Source organism: Bacteroides cutis, assembly GCF_900241005.1.
Taxonomy (GTDB): domain Bacteria; phylum Bacteroidota; class Bacteroidia; order Bacteroidales; family Bacteroidaceae; genus Bacteroides; species Bacteroides cutis.
The window spans coordinates 1-17318 of record NZ_OEST01000001.1 but is presented as its reverse complement, the minus strand read 5'-3'; the positions used below and the strand labels follow the sequence as shown (position 1 = coordinate 17318).

Annotated in this window: 11 protein-coding genes; all 11 read left to right on the top strand. The window is 39.5% G+C overall.

The genetic code is table 11. The features are described from left to right. Positions 1–3 precede the first annotated feature (3 nt). Positions 4–1749 carry an endo-1,4-beta-xylanase gene (locus tag C1A09_RS00055; RefSeq protein WP_145998959.1) on the top strand — a complete coding sequence of 582 codons (1746 nt, stop codon included), beginning with the start codon at positions 4–6 and terminating at the stop codon, positions 1747–1749. A gap of 125 nt (positions 1750–1874) precedes the next feature. Beyond that, a complete protein-coding gene (locus C1A09_RS00050; RefSeq protein WP_101541738.1) occupies positions 1875–4040 on the top strand; it encodes a BACON domain-containing protein in 2166 nt (721 codons plus the stop codon). 244 nt (positions 4041–4284) lie between these two features. Next, positions 4285–4923: a TetR/AcrR family transcriptional regulator gene (locus C1A09_RS00045; protein ID WP_101541737.1), complete on the top strand. Its 639-nt coding sequence runs from the start codon at positions 4285–4287 to the stop codon at positions 4921–4923. A gap of 52 nt (positions 4924–4975) precedes the next feature. Further along, entirely contained in the window at positions 4976–6325 is a 1350-nt protein-coding gene (locus C1A09_RS00040) for a TolC family protein (protein ID WP_101541736.1), read from the top strand. Positions 6326–6345: 20 nt separating this feature from the next. Beyond that, complete coding sequence (locus tag C1A09_RS00035; protein WP_101542393.1) at positions 6346–7362, top strand: efflux RND transporter periplasmic adaptor subunit; 1017 nt, start codon at positions 6346–6348, stop codon at positions 7360–7362. Between the two features lie 19 nt (positions 7363–7381). Further along, entirely contained in the window at positions 7382–10522 is a 3141-nt protein-coding gene (locus C1A09_RS00030) for an efflux RND transporter permease subunit (RefSeq protein WP_101541735.1), read from the top strand. Positions 10523–10582: 60 nt separating this feature from the next. Further along, positions 10583–10876: a PG0541 family transporter-associated protein gene (locus C1A09_RS00025; RefSeq protein ID WP_101542392.1), complete on the top strand. Its 294-nt coding sequence runs from the start codon at positions 10583–10585 to the stop codon at positions 10874–10876. 109 nt (positions 10877–10985) lie between these two features. After that, positions 10986–12362, top strand: coding sequence for an SGNH/GDSL hydrolase family protein (locus C1A09_RS00020; protein WP_101541734.1), 1377 nt, complete (start codon positions 10986–10988; stop codon positions 12360–12362). Continuing rightward, positions 12346–13275 carry an SGNH/GDSL hydrolase family protein gene (locus C1A09_RS00015; RefSeq protein WP_180949151.1) on the top strand — a complete coding sequence of 310 codons (930 nt, stop codon included), beginning with the start codon at positions 12346–12348 and terminating at the stop codon, positions 13273–13275. The genes C1A09_RS00020 and C1A09_RS00015 overlap by 17 nt, the downstream gene beginning before the upstream one ends. Continuing rightward, a complete protein-coding gene (locus tag C1A09_RS00010) occupies positions 13272–14759 on the top strand; it encodes an MBOAT family O-acyltransferase (RefSeq protein WP_101541733.1) in 1488 nt (495 codons plus the stop codon). Before C1A09_RS00015 ends, C1A09_RS00010 begins: the two co-directional genes overlap by 4 nt. Before the next feature lie 1253 nt (positions 14760–16012). Continuing rightward, positions 16013–16753 carry an SGNH/GDSL hydrolase family protein gene (locus C1A09_RS00005; RefSeq protein WP_101541732.1) on the top strand — a complete coding sequence of 247 codons (741 nt, stop codon included), beginning with the start codon at positions 16013–16015 and terminating at the stop codon, positions 16751–16753. The last annotated feature ends 565 nt before the right edge of the window (positions 16754–17318 follow it).

The following is a 17318-nucleotide window of genomic DNA, read 5'->3' as shown; positions in this document are numbered from 1 at the left end:
GATATGAAAAATTATAAATCTATTTTATTCACAATTTCTGCACTTGCGATGTTAACCGCTTGCGCGGAGAATAACCTTGCCGATTTCAAAGTGGAAAAACCGGAGGATATAGCGAAATACGAATATCTCAACGAATACTCTACTTTGAATGTTTATATGGAAGGTAGCGCAAATCAGACTTTCAAGTTAGGAGCTGCCGTTAATGCTGCAGATTTTATTAATGGAGGGCAGAATTATAGTCTGGTGAGTTCTAACTTCAATGAAATAACTCCCAAAGATGCGATGTGGTACTCAGCTTGTGTACAAAGCAATGGTAATATAGACTTCCAAAACGTGAAGAAACTGTTGGCTGCGGCACAGAAAACCAATACATTTGTTTATGGAGGTGCTCTTTGCAGTCATAAGAAACAGAATAATGATTATTTGAATGGTTTGTTGGCAGACAAACCGTTACCTGAAGAAAATGCTATCAGATCTCGTGCTTCGGGAATGAAGAAAGTATATCTGGTGAATACTGACTTTGAAAATGGACTTACGGTACAAGGTGGTAAATGGAGTGCTTGGGGGGATGCGATAAAAAATCATGGAAATTATTGGAAAGTTGTGTCTGGTGAAGGATACAATGCTTCCAAAGGTTATAAGATTGAAGTAGGTAGCGGTTATGCAGCTTCTAAAGGCCAGACCGTGGTTGAGTTCTCTCCGGAAATTGCAGCGGTGGAGAATACTACTTATTATCTTACCATGAGAGTAAAGGCTAGTCGTAAATGTTCCATTACTTCAGAATTCAGAGCGAAAGGTAGTTCTGCTGCCATCGGTAAGTTTCCCTCTATTGACGTTACTACAGAATGGAAACAAATTACAGTATCTTGTCCAAGCGTATCTGGTAATATCTATCGTTTTTATCTGAATGTTGGTACTGTTGGGGGAACTATTTGGTTCGATGATCTTTCTGTTTACTACGAAATTCCTACCGGAATACCTCAGACTCCCGAAGAGAAGGCTGATACACTGACTTGGGCGATGGACAACTGGTTGAACGGAATGATGGAAGCTTGTGGTGGAACGGTTACAAACTGGAATGTACTGGATGAGCCGTTGGCAACGGTAGATGCAAACGGTGACGGGTATTATGACCTTTGCTCGGCATCCAATGGTGATGCGGAAACATATTTCTACTGGGGAGATTACCTGGGCGAAAATTATCCGCGTCTGGTAGTGGAACTGGCTCGTAAGTATAGTTCTGCGGACTTGAAACTTTATGTGAACGAAACGAATTTGATAACTGATATTGATAAGTTGAAAAGTTTGGTTCATTGGATAGGACAGTGGGAAAATGATGGGAAAACAGTAATTGACGGTATAGCCACAACTATGCACCTGTCATTTATTACCGATGAGACTGAGCAGAGTAAACAAGAAGAAAATATTAAAAAGGCATTTATTCAACTGGCTGCTACCGGAAAACTGATACGTATTTCTGGACTCGATATGAATATTATAAATGAATCGGGAATGGAAATATCAACTATTGATTTGACGTTTGAACAAGAACAGAAAATGGCTGATTTCTATACGTTTGTTCTTTCTGCTTATGCAGAATTGATTCCTGCTGCGCAGCAGGGAGGTATCACTCAATGGACGATAGCTGACAGTAACAATGTTCCCAATGGTCTATGGTCTGATGATTATATTCGTAAACCTGCTTATGCGGGATTTGCTGAAGGATTGAAAACCATTAGTGGTCGTTAATCTTTTCTGTTGATTATTAGAGGATGTACTGAATGGTTTTCCGGTTTTGGTACATCCTCTTTTTATTTTTAAACAGGTGACTTAGGGGTAAATTCCTGAATTACAATTAATAAATATTGTTACTTATGAATAATATTCTACCAAAGATAAGACGTTGGAATATAGGCTTTTTCCTTTTGGAGTATGTGTTGGCGTTTTTTATATCTGTGGCATTATTTGCCTGTTCTGATGACAGTAAAGAGGGTATTTCTTTACAATTGAGTGAGGCAAAATTATTTTTTACTCCAACAACTTCGTCGCAGGAGGTGGGTGTAACTTCTTCTGAGAGCTGGACTTGTAAGGTGACTACCGGCTCCGATTGGTGTAGCTGTGAAAATATGGGCACTGTGGCCAAAATAACAGTAAAAACGAATGATACAGGTAAAAAGCGTTTGGCCAAAATTGTTATTTCCTGTGGTACCCAGAAAGCAGAGTTGGAGGTGGAACAAGAAAGTGTGGAGCCGGAACTTGAAGTGTCTGCCAAGGCTTTGTCATTTAAAGCGGCAAGTAGTGTACAAGAAATAAAAGTGACCACTAATGTGGAGTGGCGGGCTGAAGTGATTACTTCTATGACTGATTGGGTAACTTGCGAGGTCAAGGAGGGGACGGATAATATACTTTTAGTAACTGTGAATACTAACCTTACAACTCGCAGGCGCGTGGCTATGCTTCGTGTTATAGCTGCTGGACTGAATGAAGAAATTACTGTTTCGCAGGATTTCTCTTCCCCTTCTGTCATTTATCCGCAAGTTGAAACCAACTTCGATATTGCATTATTGGAGGATGTTTATGGTACTACTTTACCAGATTTCAGCCATGTAGGTTATATGGGTAGTGAACTTGATATACCTGATGTCCCCGTGAGAAAGATACTGACTTCTCCAGGAGAAGATGAGGATGCTACTACAATGATACAACAGGCAATTGACGAAGTGGCAACTATGCCATTGAACGGAAAAGTTCGTGGCGCTATTCTGTTAAAGAGCGGAACTTACAAAATACAGAATGAGTTGCATATAAATACTGATGGTATAGTGCTTCGTGGTGAGGGGCAAGGTGATAATGGTACAAAATTGATTGCAGCCGGTGTGAAAGGTGGAGAGTCTGCCCATCATAGACTCATAAAGATTGCCGGTGAAGGTAACTTAACTCCTTCTAAACCTTCTACATATAATATCAAAGATGACTATGTGCCCGTAGGGCGTTTTTGGGTGACTGTAAATAATGCATCGGATTTTCATGAGGGTGATCATGTTACGGTGTTTCGTCCGGGGACTGATAATTGGATTCATGATTTGAAGATGGATCAGATATATAAACCTGGTGATACAGCGGGAGTCAACTGGACGGCTTCGGGTTATAACCTTGATTATGAACGTGTAGTTACTCAGATTATCGGAGACACTCTTCATCTTGATAATCCTATTTTGATGGCTATGGAGACTAAATATGGCGGTGGTGCAATATACAAGTCAAGCTTCTTGGGGCGAATTAGTCATTGTGGAATAGAGAATATGCAGATTGTCAGTGAGTTTGATGAAACAAAGAAGGACGGTAGCGGTTATTATAACGATGAAAATCATAGTTGGACAGCTATTGATATAACCAAGGCTGAACATAGTTGGATACGTAATGTGACTTCACGTTATTTTGCATATGGGTTGGCGGAAATAAGAAGTAAATCTCTTTTTATTACAGTAAAAGACTGTAAGTGTCTTGACGGTGTGGCAAAACGTGAAGGTGGACGACTTTACTCTTTCTTAATAGCTGATGCTTCAGCTTGTCTGGTACGTGATTGTGAGACGTCTCATGGTCGTCACGATTGTGTGACAGGTTCAAAAGGAGTAGGACCTAATGTATTTGTGAATGTAAAGATACGTAATTCACATGCTGATGCTGGTCCTCATCAGCGCTGGAATGTAGGAACACTTTATGACAATATTGACAGTGATGGTGACATCCTGGTACAAGATCGTGGAAATTGGGGTACAGGGCACGGATGGGCTGGTGCCAACCAGTACCTATGGAACTGTACGGCCAAGAGGATTTGTGTTCAGTCTCCTTGGGTTTCTGCCAAGAATTATAGTATTGGAAGTAAAGGTACAAAAAGTAGTGGTACACATAATAATGCCGACCGTCCGAATGGCGAATGGATCGAACAAGGTAAGACTGTATCTCCTGTATCACTTTTTGAAGCGCAGTTAGATTTACGTATCAAGAATGGCCGATTATATCATTTGCAAGGTAACTAATTTTTTAACAAATATAAAAAACAGCGGAACATTTCTTTGTTGAATGTTCCGCTGTTTTATTGTTGCATACTTGACTTTTAGTTTCAATCGGTATCTTCCCAATAAATCTGCTATAAATATAATATTTATTAATCGTTTAACAAAAGAAAGAAAACTTAATTGAGTAATTTAGTTTTCTTTCTATATTTGCTCCGTTTTATTCTGATAATGAATAAAAAGAGTTTTAAACTAAGAAAGGAAGAAGATGGGCGAAAACACAAAGCATCCGGTATTCCGTCCGGAACTTAGAGAGCGGATCATTGAGACAGCAGTTGAGGCATTTACTATACATGGTATTAAAAGTATCACGATGGATGATATCGCAAATTCATTGGGCATTTCTAAACGTACTCTTTATGAGGTTTTCTCAGATAAGGAAACATTGTTGGAAGAGTGTATTTTGAGAGGGCAGAAAGAGGCGGATGAATTTGTTAAGGAAGTATTGGCCACTGCTGAGAATGTATTGGAAGTTTTATTGAAGTGCTATCTGCGTAGTATTGAAAAGTTTCATGCTACGAACAAAAAATTTTTTGAAGATATTAAGAAATATCCTAAAGCTTATGAATTATTAAGAAGTCGTAGCGATCAGGATTCAGAAGAAACGATACAGTTTTTTAAAGACGGTGTGAAACAAGGTATCTTTCGTGCTGATGTGAACTTTGCTATTGTCAACTTGCTGGTTAGAGAACAGATTGATTTACTGATGAATACAGATATTTGCAAGAGGTATTCCTTTCTGGAAGTTTATGAATCCATAATGTTTACTTATTTACGGGGAATTTCGACGGAGAAGGGGGCTCAAGAGTTGGAAGCCTTTATCCAAGAGTATCGCAAAAAACAGTAACGGGAAAACGAGAGATAGAAAAAATAGAGAAACGGTTAATTATTAAAAGAAGATGCAGAAAATTTTTGTGGGCAAGAGGTTGGCATTGGTTACCGCTATATTATTGGTGGGTGGCCATGTACAGGCACAGGAAGTAAAAGACACTTTAACCCTGAATCTTGATAGAGCCTTGGAAATTGCCTTGAGTGACAATCCTACCATCAAAGTAGCGGAGGAGGAGATTGCTTTGAAAAAAGTAAGCCATAAAGAAACCTGGCAGAATTTGTTGCCAGAGGCAAGTATTTCGGGGACGATGAATTATACAATTACGGCTCCTCAGTTTAGTATCGGTGACGAAACTATCAAAATGGGTAAAGATAAATCGAATACTGCAAGTGGAGCATTGAATGTCAGTTTACCGATTTTTGCACCAGCTGTATATCGGGCTATGTCGATGACAAAAACTGATCTTGAGCTTGCTGTTGAAAAATCGCGTGCTTCCAAACAAGATTTGGTAAATCAAGTGACAAAAGCTTATTATCAGTTGATGTTGACACAAGACTCTTACGGAGTGTTACAAAAAAGTTATAATCTAGCAGAGGAAAATTTTAATATTGTGAATGCAAAGTATCAGCAAGGTGTAGTGAGCGAATTTGATAAGATTAGTGCTGAGGTACAAATGCGCAGTATAAAGCCTAATGTGATATCTGCTGCCAATGCAGTGACCTTATCCAAACTACAGTTAAGAGTTTTGATGGGTATTACTGTTGATGTGGATATTAAAATAGACGATAGTTTGGCAAGTTATGAAACTGTAGTTTTTGCCAATCAGCTGGAAAACTCAGGACACGAAGGTTTGATAAATAATACGACTATGAAACAATTGGAGTTGAGTATGAAGACTCTTCAGCAGAATATCAAATCTTTGCGTACTAACTTTATACCTACACTGGCTATGAGTTATTCTTATCAGTATCAATCTATGAATAACGATAGTTGGAATATTTTCAATTATAATTGGGCAGGGAGTTCTTCATTGGTGTTTAGCCTGAGTGTCCCTTTATATAAAGCAAGTAATTTCACAAAGTTGAAGTCCAATCGCATCCAGATGCGCCAGTTGGATCAGAATCGTATTGATACCGAACGAAAATTGAATATGCAAATTACAAGTTATCAGGATAATATGGCGGCCAGTTCTGAGCAAGTATCCAGTAATAAAGAGAATGTGAGACAAGCTGAAAAAGCGGTTCAGATTGCTGGTAAACGCTACGAAGTAGGTAAGGGAACAGTACTTGAGTTGAATACGTCACAGGTACAACTTACTGAGGCTGAATTAACTTACAACCAATCTATTTACGACTATCTGGTGGCTAAGGCCGATCTTGACCAGGTTTTGGGAAGAGATTATGTAATCAAAAAATAGAAATGAAAAAGTATAATGATATGAAGAAAAATATTCAATTGATTGCCCTGCTTGCAGTTGCACTGTTGGGCGCTTGTAGTGGAGATAAAGATAAAACTACCGCTGAAAAAGTGGATGAAAAGCCACGGGTGAAGCTTGCTGAGGTGAAAGCCCGTCCGGTAGAGCAAATTCAAGAGTACACGGCTACTGTGGAAGCTGAAGTAAGAAACAATATTGCTCCTTCGTCTCCAGTACGTATTGATCGTATTTTGGTAGAAGTGGGTGATCGTGTATCTAAAGGTCAAAAACTGGTAAGTATGGATGAAGCTAGCCTGAAACAAACAAAATTTCAGTTAGACAATCAAAAAATTGAATTTAAACGTATGGATGAATTATATAAAGTGGGCGGTACTTCTAAATCTGAATGGGATGCGGCGAAAATGGCTTTGGATATAAAGGAAACAGCTTACAAAAATTTGCTTGAGAATACATCTTTACTCAGCCCGATAAATGGAGTGGTAACGGCACGTAACTATGATAATGGCGATATGTATAGTGGTGGGGAACCTGTTCTGGTAGTGGAACAAATCACTCCGGTTAAGCTGCTAATCAATGTATCGGAGACATATTTTACTCGTGTAAAGAAAGGTTCTTCTGTATCCGTGAAATTAGATGTATATGGTGATGAACCGTTTGAAGGTATCATCAGCTTAATTTATCCTACTATTGATCCGAATACTCGTACTTTCCCTGTAGAAATAAAATTATCCAACAAAGACCAGCGTGTACGTCCCGGTATGTTTGCCCGTGCTACACTTAACTTTGGAACGAAAGACAATGTAGTTGTACCCGATTTGGCTATTGTGAAGCAGGCTGGTTCTGGCGATCGTTATGTATACGTGTATAATGAGGGTAAGGTCTCCTATAATAAAGTAGAACTGGGACGCCGTATGGGTACAGAATACGAATTGATTTCTGGTGTGTCTGATAATTCACAAGTTGTCATTGCTGGACAGACGAAGTTGGCTAACGGTATGGAGGTAGAAGTAGAAAAATAATTTAATTGTAAATTAAAAGATGAGTTTATACGAAGGTGCGGTTAAGAAACCGATTATGACCTCGCTCTGCTTTCTTGCAGTAGTGATATTTGGACTATTCTCTTTATCCAAATTACCTATCGATTTGTATCCGGATATCGATACAAATACGATTATGGTGATGACGGCTTATCCAGGAGCAAGTGCTTCGGATATTGAGAATAATGTGACCCGTCCATTGGAGAATGTACTGAACGCTGTCAGTAATTTGAAGCATATCACTTCTCGTTCTTCGGAGAATATGTCTCTGATTACGCTGGAGTTTGAGTTCGGAAACGATATTGACGTGTTGACAAACGATGTACGTGATAAACTGGATATGGTAAGTTCTGAATTGCCTGATGATGTGGAAAATCCTATCATTTTCAAGTTTAGTACAGATATGATTCCCATCGTACTGTTATCTGTACAGGCTAACGAAAGCCAGTCGGCACTTTATAAAATTCTGGATGACCGCGTGGTAAACCCTTTGGCACGTATTCCTGGTGTAGGTACAGTGTCTATCAGTGGTGCGCCACAACGTGAAATTCAGGTCTACTGTGATCCTTATAAACTGGAAGCGTATAATTTGAGTATCGAAACTATCAGTTCTATCATTGGAGCGGAAAATAAGAATATCCCAGGTGGTAATTTCGATATCGGTAATGAAACTTATTCATTGCGTGTGGAAGGTGAGTTTGATGACTCTCGTCAGTTGGATAATGTTGTAGTGGGTACTCACAATGGCGCTACAGTGTATCTACGTGATGTTGCCAAAGTGGTAGATACCGTAGAGGAACGTGCGCAGGAGACTTATAATAATGGTGTGCAAGGTGCCATGATTGTTGTTCAAAAACAGTCTGGTGCCAATTCTGTAGAGATCTCCAAAAAAGTGCAACAAGCGCTTCCTCGTTTGCAAAAGAATTTGCCGAGTGATGTGAAGTTGGGCATTATTGTAGATACATCCGATAATATCTTGAATACCATAGATAGTTTGACGGAGACGGTAATGTACGCTTTGTTGTTCGTGGTTATTGTGGTGTTCCTCTTTTTGGGGCGTTGGCGTGCCACATTGATTATCTGTATTACGATTCCACTTTCCTTGATTGCTTCATTCATTTATTTGGCTATCTCGGGAAATACGATTAACATCATTTCGCTTTCATCACTTTCTATTGCTATAGGTATGGTGGTGGACGATGCTATTGTGGTACTAGAGAATGTCACTACGCATATTGAACGTGGTTCCGATCCCAAGCAAGCTGCTGTTCATGGAACGAATGAGGTGGCTATTTCTGTAGTTGCGTCTACATTGACCATGATTGCCGTATTCTTTCCATTGACTATGGTTAGTGGTATGTCAGGCGTGTTGTTTAAGCAGTTAGGTTGGATGATGTGTGCCATTATGTTTATCTCTACAGTAGCAGCATTATCTTTGACTCCGATGCTTTGTTCACAGTTGCTTCGTCTACAGAAGACACAGTCGCGTGCATTCAAGACATTCTTCGGACCGATTGAACGCGTATTGGACGGGTTGGATAACTGGTATGCCCGTATGCTGAATTGGGCAGTTCGTCATCGTAAGGTAGTGCTCATCGGTTGTGTGCTATTCTTTATTCTGAGTTTGTTTTGCGCCAAAACAATTGGTACGGAGTTCTTTCCAGCACAAGATAATGCTCGTATTGCAGTACAATTGGAGTTACCTATCGGAACCCGTAAAGAAGTAGCACAGCAACTTTCGGAAAAGTTGACTAATCAGTGGCTGGAGAAATATAAGGGAGTTATGAAGATATGTAATTATACTGTAGGCCAGGCTGATTCGGATAATACGTGGGCATCTATGCAGGATAACGGTTCTCATATTATTTCTTTCAATATCAGTTTAGTCGATCCAGGTGATCGTGATATCACTTTGGAGAAAGTTTGTGATGAGATGCGTGAAGATTTGAAAGCCTATCCGGAATTTAGCAAGGCGCAGGTTATTCTTGGTGGTAGCAATACAGGTATGTCAGCTCAAGCTTCTGCCGACTTTGAAGTCTATGGTTACAGTATGGCAGAAACTGACAGTGTTGCCGCTAAACTGAAACGCGAGTTGTTCAAAGTGAAAGGTGTATCTGAAGTAAATATTAGCCGTAGTGATTATCAGCCGGAGTATCAGGTCGATTTTGATCGTGAGAAGTTGGCTTTGCACGGATTAAACTTGTCTACTGCAGCTACTTATCTGCGTAATCGTATTAACGGTGCGACGGCATCGAAATATCGTGAAGATGGTGATGAATACGATATCAAGGTTCGTTATGCTCCCGAGTTTCGTACCAGTTTGGAGGCTATTGAGAATATTCTTGTTTATAATAACAAGGGAGAAGGTGTTCGAATTAAAGATCTTGGAACGGTAGTTGAACGTTTTGCGCCACCTACTATTGAACGTAAAGATCGTGAACGTATAGTTACGGTATCTGCTGTAATTTCTGGTGCTCCATTAGGTGATGTCGTTAATGCGGGTAATGACATCATAGACAGAATGGAAATTCCATCGGATATTACTATTCAGGTAGCTGGTTCGTTTGAAGACCAACAAGATTCGTTCCGTGATTTGGGAACATTGGGTATATTGATTATCATCCTTGTGTTTATTGTAATGGCAGCCCAGTTCGAATCGTTGACTTATCCGTTTATTCTGATCCTTTCTGTTCCGTTTGCAATGAGTGGTGTGTTGATGGCGTTGTTTATTACCAATACCACATTGAGTGTAATGAGCTTATTGGGCAGTATCATGTTGATTGGTATTGTAGTGAAGAACGGTATTGTACTTATCGACTATACCATCCTTTGCCGTGAGCGTGGGCAGTCAGTACTGAATGCCGTTGTCACAGCAGGTAAGAGCCGTCTCCGTCCGGTATTAATGACGACAATGACAACTATTCTCGGTATGATTCCGATGGCAATCAGTACTGGACAAGGTGCTGAAATGTGGAGCCCGATGGCGATTGCTGTAATCGGTGGTCTGACGGTTTCTACCATTCTTACTTTGATTTACGTTCCAACGATGTACTGTATCTTTGGTGGCGTCGGCATCAAGCGTCAACGCCGTAAAATGCAGAAACAACTGAATGTTTATTTTAAAAAACAAAAGAAGGGATAAAAAATGATAGTTGATAAGTTAATTATCGACTATCAATTATCAACTATCAATAAAATAATTATGAAATCTGTATTAATCACATTCGACCAGGCGTACTACGAACGCATTATCGCAACTCTCGACAGACTGAATTGTCGTGGTTTCACTTATTGGGAGCAAGTACGCGGACGCGGTTCTAAGACCGGAGAACCTCATTATGGAAGTCATGCATGGCCTTCCATGTGTTCTGCCATCCTTACGATGGTAGAAGATGAAAGGGTAGCCCCGTTGCTGGAAGTTCTGCACAACATGGATAAGCAGACCGAGCAATTAGGGCTTCGAGCATTCGTTTGGAATATTGAAAAGACTATTTAAGAACTTTATTCATTAAATAGAGGTAATCCCCGGAGGAAATATCTTTCCTTTCCGGGGATTATTTTATTCTCTGTGATGAAAAAATCATATCTTTGCGCCTTGATTAGTTATGGAAAAGAATGTATTGAAATATACGGGTTTGTTGATGTGCATCGTGGTGGTTGCACTTTTGTTGATGTACATTTTGCCAGGAATCACAATAGGTGGTCGTGTGTTGAGGCGTGTGGATATACTTGCTGATGTGCGCCCTTTATTACAATCGGCGAGTGAGCCGGACAGCCTGTTACCACTGCCGCCTAAGGTAAAACCGGCTTTTGTAGATACCTGCCGTTCTGGAATGACCTGCATTGAGGATTATAGCGATTCCACGATGCGTGGTATGACACCTTTCTATCGGGCGCTGGATGAATTGTCTCAGAAGTCTCGTCTAGTGCGTATTGCTTATTTTGGCGATTCTTTCATTGAAGCCGATATTCTTACTGCCGATTTGCGCGAAATGTTACAGAAACGTTATGGAGGTTGTGGAGTAGGTTTCGTGACGATTACTTCCATGACCAGTAGTTTCAGACCTACGGTACGACACAGTTTTGGCGATTGGCAGAGTCATTCCATCATGGACTCTGTTTTCTTTGACCGCAACAAACAGGGAATTTCAGGGCATTATTTCATTCCTCATGCTGGTGCGTATGTCGAACTTCGGGGACAAAAAAATTATGCTTCTCGTCTGGATACCTGTGACCATGCTTCTATTTTCTTTTATAATAAAGGAGAAGTAACTCTCTCGGTCAGTGTTAATCGGGAAAGTAAGTATACTGAAATGTTTCCGGTTACAGGAGAATTACAGCAGATGGATGTAAAAGGACATATCGGTTCCGTATGCTGGACAGTGGAAAATGCCGATTCTACGTTGTTCTATGGTTTGGCTATGGATGGCACTCAAGGCATCATTGTAGATAACTTTTCATTGCGTGGTAGTTCCGGCTTGTCCCTACGTTCTGTCCCTATATGGATGATGCGCGAGTTTAACGAACAGCGTCCTTACGATCTAATAATTCTTCAGTATGGACTTAATGTCGCTACTGAACGAGGGCGTAATTACGATCGGTATAGTGATGGTATGGCTATGGCCATCACCCGTCTTAAAGAAGCTTTTCCACAGGCGGGTATTTTGGTTGTCAGTGTGGGAGACCGTGATTATAAGACCGAGGAGGGAGATTTGCGGACTATGCCTGGTATTAAGAATTTGGTTCGCTATCAGCAAAATCTGGCGGCCGAGAGTGGTGTTGCTTTCTGGAATATGTTCGAAGCAATGGGAGGTGAGGGTAGTATGGCAAAAATGGTGCATGCCAAGCCATCCATGGCAAATTATGATTATACGCATATTAACTTTCGGGGTGGAAAATATCTTGCGGGTTTACTTTATGAAGCATTGATATACGGTAAAGAAAAATACGATAGGAGACGTGCTTATGAAACGGAACCATAGGGGAAATTTGCAGTTGGACGATTTACGATTTATGATTTGTTGCACAGTGCTTGTGCTGTTTTCGAGTTTGCAGCAACTTCGTGCACAAGATGAGCTGCCGAGTTGCCCTCTGTTGGACAAAGTTATGGTAGGTTGCGACACCCTTTTTTGTTACTCACAGCGTACGGATACAATATCACTCCCTTTTATCGCGTTACCTAAAGTTTTTGCGCAACTTGGAAATAATGAGTTGATAGACAGTGTAGGTATCCTCAAACCCTTTTGGGAAAAATTACGTTTGCTCCATTTAGGGGTATCTGTCGATTCTCTCCATATTGTCCATATGGGAGATAGTCATATCCGTGGACATATCTTTCCTCGAACTACCGGTGTACGTTTACAAGAGACTTTTGGTAAGATTTCGTATACGGATGTGGGTATCAACGGTGCCTTTTGTACTACATTTACTCGTTCTGACCGTATAGCGGAAATTGCTGCCCTGCATCCCGACCTTTTGATCCTTTCATTTGGAACTAACGAAAGTCATAATCGCCGTTATAGCTCTCTGTTGCATTATCGACAAATGGATGAGTTAGTACGTATGCTTCGAGACAGTCTGCCCGATGTTCCGATAGTGATGACGACTCCTCCGGGCTCATATGAGAGTTTTCGTCAGCGCCGTCGTCGTACTTATAAGATAAATTCACGTGCAGCCGTTGCCGTACAGACTATCTGTCGTTTTGCTGATGCTAACGGGATTGCTGTGTGGGATATGTATAATGTCTTCGGCGGTTCACGTCGTGCCTGTCTGAACTGGCAAGAAGCCGGATTGATGCGCCCCGATCACGTGCACTATATGCCCGATGGTTATCGTTTGCAGGGTGAAATGTTCTATTGTGCTTTCTTGAAATCATATAACGACTATTGTCAATGAATGGACTAAATATTGATCTTATCCGTTTGCGTGATGTTTTCGTGTACGACCCGCAAGCGCCGATGATATTCAGTAGCGGCATTTTCCTGTGGCTGTTTGCTGCTTTCATTCTGTTCTATCTGTTTTTGCAGCGTCGCACTACTGCCCGTTTGATGTTCGTGACGTTGTTCTCCTATTATTTCTATTATAAAAGTAGTGGAACTTATTTCTTCTTGCTTGCCTTTGTCACGGTATCCGACTTCCTCATCGCCCGTATGATGGAGCGTGCCACCGTCCGCTGGCAACGCAAAACATGGGTGGTAGTTAGTTTGTTACTGAACTTAGGGTTGTTATGCTATTTTAAATATACAAATTTCCTTTTGGACTTTTTCGCATCCTTGACGGGGGACACGTTTATCGCTATGGATATCTTCCTTCCTGTAGGTATTTCATTCTTCACCTTCCAGTCGTTGAGTTATACAATTGATGTGTATCGAAAGGAAATTAAGCCACTTACAAATCTATTAGACTATGCTTTTTATGTTTCTTTCTTTCCGCAGCTGGTGGCGGGTCCCATTGTCCGTGCACGTGACTTTATTCCGCAAATCCGCCGTCCGTTGTTTGTTTCCAATGAAATGTTCGGGCGAGGTATCTTTCTTATTGTCAGTGGACTTTTCAAGAAAACGATTATTTCAGATTATATCAGTATTAATTTTGTAGAGCGTATTTTTGATAACCCTACGCTCTATTCGGGTGTGGAAAATCTGATGGGAGTTTATGGTTATGCCTTGCAAATCTATTGTGATTTCTCCGGATATAGTGATATGGCGATAGGTATAGCGCTATTGCTGGGATTTCATTTCAATATGAATTTCGATTCACCTTATAAGTCAGCATCCATTACGGAATTTTGGCGTCGTTGGCATATCTCTTTATCCAGTTGGTTACGTGATTATCTGTATGTCTCCTTGGGTGGTAATCGTAAAGGTAAAATTCGCCAGTATGCCAATCTCATTATTACCATGTTTTTAGGTGGTTTGTGGCATGGCGCTTCCTGGAACTTTGTCCTTTGGGGGATGTTTCACGGAATAGCATTGGCTTTACACAAATTTTGGATGGGACTCATCGGGAGAAAGAAAGGAGAACGTAGTCATGGTATCCGACGTTTCTTCGGTATACTTATTACTTTCCATTTTGTCTGCTTTTGCTGGATATTTTTCCGTAATGCTCAATTCTCGACTTCGTTGGATATGCTGGAACAGATATTCACAACTTTCCGTCCGCAACTTTTCCCGCAACTGATATCTGGTTATAGGGAAGTATTCGTGTTGATGGGATTGGGATATTTCCTGCATTTTTTGCCTGATAGTTGGGAACAGACCTGTTGCAAAGTAGTTATCCGGCTCCCTCTTTTTGGAAAAGCGTTGTTGATTATCGGCATGATATATTTGATTATCCAGATGAAGAGCTCGGAGATACAGCCATTCATTTACTTTCAATTCTAATTAAGGAAGTGGAAACTGCCTTTCATCTGCCCATCACGTTGGGAGGTACGATAAGTTGGATTAATATTGCCAGAAATATGATTATCAATCCCAGAAAGTTTCTTTTTTCAGCTCTAGGGGTATTGATACAACTTTTATTAATAAAGGTCTGAACATGATGTAACTGAAGATTACCAAAACGGAGTAGGAAGAAACTAAGTATTTTTCCCAGTAAACTCTACTCAACATCGGTAGTGAGGTTAACAACGCTCTTACTTAGGTATAGACGATCCATGGAAAAATAGAACTGTGTACCGGACAGATTAATTCCTAGGAAAACGTAGTTTATAGTATATAACTCTTGATACAACATGGTACATTGACTTATCAGGAGATCTTCACTGCGCGGCAATTCTTGCTTTCTGTTCAACTGACACAGATAATTAACTACTTTGTAAGATACAAGGTATTATCAATTCACATCAGGCGTTTGACAGTGGTAGAGAATAGATATTCGCTCGTTTTTATTCACTCTTTATATCTTTGATTTCTTCTTTTCAAGAAATTTCCAGAGGTGAAGAGTCCTTTTTTAGGGGTGATTATATTGTTTCTGTAGTGTTTGAACTCTTCTGTGTACATTTTGGGAGAAAGTTTACTGAATTTATTTTTCAAGTCTTCGTGTTTTTTTATGACTTGCACTATTGGTTTTCCTTTGATATCTTTTTCTTATCGGACTGTTTCTTGTTGAAATTAGAAGTAGTCAGGAGGATAGATACTTCTTCTGTGAATGCGTAAAACTCTTAAGTATAGATGTTTCAGTATTATTTCTTTGCAATTATGATTAACGGGTAAAGGGTAGAAAAGTGGACAGATTATTAGAATTTTCATCCATAGTATGATATAAACATTATCTGGATATGAATGTATGAATACGGCTCCTCACATCTTTACATCTAACCCAAGAAAGTTATTCTATTTACCGAAATTGTCTGGCTCCCAACCGTAATTCCGATCTACTAAAATAATATTTTTAGATAATTCTTGTCTTTGCTGGATATTTAAGGATAATATTGGTCCAGATTACAGGTCGTTTACCTATTTCTTTGACAAGATCATATATTACTTTAACGTAATCAACAAATAAGTGCGACTTGTTTACTTTTGTTTATTGTTGATATATATCAAAATAGAAAATCTTTTTTACTTTTTGTCAATATAAAGATTAATCTATACATTTGTAAGATTGAAAACTCTTTATTGAGAACTATAATTGTATGAAAACAAAATTATTATTCTGTTTTATAGTTGCCTGTTTTTCATTTTTCTTGGCTCTTTCCGCTCAGCAGAAAATAAAAGTTTCCATTCTTGGAGATTCTTATTCAACTTTTTATGGTTATGTCACCCCTGAAACCAATCGCTGTTGGTATGGAGTGCCCGAAGAGAAAAAAGAAAATGATGTAAAGAGAGTGGAAGAAACTTGGTGGACGCTTTTTTTACGTAGTAACGGTTGGCAATTGGAACGTAACAATTCTTATTCAGGCGCTACCATTTGTAATACAGGCTATAGGAAAGTAGATTCTTCTGATTGTTCCTTTATAACTCGCATGAATAATTTGGGTAGTCCTGATGTAATCTTTGTCTTCGGGGGTACAAATGATAGTTGGGCAGGTGTACCAATTGGTGAGTATCAGTATAATAATTGGGTGAAAGCCGATTTGTATAATTTTCGTCCTGCATTTTGTTATTTGCTAGATTTTCTCATTAATGAATATCCTAATGCAAAGATTTATAATATTACAAACACTGAACTATCTGAAGAGATAACTAACTCTATGATTGAGATTTGTTGCCATTACGGAGTTACAAATATTTGTTTACATGATATTAGTAAACAATGGGGACACCCCTCTGTTTCGGGAATGAGAAGTATCAGTGAACAAATAAATGTTTATGTTATTGGTAAAAATCCGTCCTACTCTCACGAGCAAGACGGAAAAACGACAAAAATTGAATAGACTTTTAGAGTCTTCCAAATATGTTATCTATTAATAATACTTAAAAAGACACCAAAGCGAAGGAAATAAAAGCCCTCGGCTTGTTAGTAGGAAACCACTCGCATACTAACATAAAATGCGATATAGTGCACAGCCGAGGGCCAAAGCCTTCTGTTGCACTATATCGCATTTGCTGTATGTGAGTGGTTGCGCAAAAGTAATAATTTTTATTTGATTGTAGAAAAAGTAGCTGTTTATTTCATTTGTTTCCTTTTATTTTTCCGAAAATGATCGTAGTAATGTTATGGTGAATATAAATTTGCCTTTCTTTATATCACTTTCTCGCCTTTTTTTCTTTTTCTTTCCGTTCCTGTTTTTTCTTTTTCTCTTTCTCCGCTCGTGCGTATATATAATAATGTGTTTTCTTTCCGTGTTTTTTCCTCTTCCCTTTGGAAATATGTTTTATAACATCCTTATTTTTCAGCATGTTACAGAAAAGTTTCATTTTTTTTTAAAAAAAAGAGTCATATATATTTGCGTGTTATTATCAAATGCCCTACTTTTGCATCCGCTTTCGGGAACGAGA